This is a genomic window from Acinetobacter sp. YH16053 (genome assembly GCF_013417035.1).
Taxonomy (GTDB): Bacteria; Pseudomonadota; Gammaproteobacteria; order Pseudomonadales; family Moraxellaceae; genus Acinetobacter; species Acinetobacter towneri.
The window spans coordinates 1-1,112 of the sequence record NZ_VPEP01000152.1; the positions used below are offsets into that span (position 1 = coordinate 1).

Sequence of the window (1,112 nt, forward strand, 5' to 3'; positions counted from 1 at the left end):
ATCAGATTTGGATTTTCTAGGGCGTGTCCTCATTTGGCTTTGCACCAAATAAACATGCAAGCAATAGATCTCTTTCATAAATCAAAAAACGATCTTCTTTTTGGTTAATATTTGCACTCCGGATTTCTTAGCATTCGTGCATAATCTGCGGATGAAATACATCGATTCAAACAAGCTTTCTGATCCTCAGTTCAAGCGATACACAGGCATCTCATGGTCAACTTTCTATTTGATGGTTGAGCAATTGAAGAAACATGTCCCTGCCAAAGGCAGACCGCCCAAGTTAAGCCTGGAGGATCAGGTTCTGCTCTGTCTGAGCTATTGGCGGGAATACCGAACCTTATTTCACGTTGCGACGAGTTACGGGGTTTCAGAGCCCACAGCCTCAAGAATTGTCCGTCATGTTGAAGACTGCCTGATTCGGTCCAATCTGTTTAATTTACCCAAAGATTTACCCGAGGGCGAAGGCATCGACTGGAATGTTGTAATCGTGGATGCCACGGAAATTCCAATCCAAAGGCCTAAAAAAACAGAAGAAAAGCTATAGCGGCAAGAAAAAGACCCACACTTTCAAAGTACAGGCCATCATTCATTATCAAACTCAAAAAATCCTGAGTTTATGTACGAGTCGTGGTGCCGTACATGATTTCGAACTCTTCAAACGTAACTTGAATCAGATTCCTGCAGGTGCATTTATCCTTGCGGATAAGGGTTATCAGGGAATTTATACAGTGTATCCAAATAGCTTGTTGCCATTAAAAGCAAAGAAGCACTGTAAACTGGATTCCGAACTAAAAATCTATAATCAGGAAATCAATAAAAGAAGAATTGGAATTGAGCATGTATTTGGCAGTTTGAAAACCTTCAAAATTCTTGCTGAGCGATATCGAAATAGAGGTAAAAGGCTTGGTTTGAGATTCAATTTAATCGCTGGAATCTACAACTTGGAACTGAGCAAAAAATGATTTATGAAAGAGGTCTAATATATAAACTTATTCCTTCTTAAATTTATTTTATATTCTTAGTCGATAATAAATAAGCCCGAGAATTTACCATTCAATAAAATAAAACTAATTTTATTGATTTATTGAAAAAATAAAAAAAATACCTAT

Annotated in this window: 2 protein-coding genes; both read left to right on the forward strand. The window is 37.5% G+C overall.

Annotated features, from left to right (window positions below):
- Positions 1-151 precede the first annotated feature (151 nt).
- Positions 152-547: a transposase family protein gene (locus FTV43_RS15730; RefSeq protein ID WP_071851480.1), complete on the forward strand. Its 396-nt coding sequence runs from the start codon at positions 152-154 to the stop codon at positions 545-547.
- Positions 495-965: a transposase family protein gene (locus tag FTV43_RS15735; protein WP_179995863.1), complete on the forward strand. Its 471-nt coding sequence runs from the start codon at positions 495-497 to the stop codon at positions 963-965. Before FTV43_RS15730 ends, FTV43_RS15735 begins: the two co-directional genes overlap by 53 nt.
- The last annotated feature ends 147 nt before the right edge of the window (positions 966-1,112 follow it).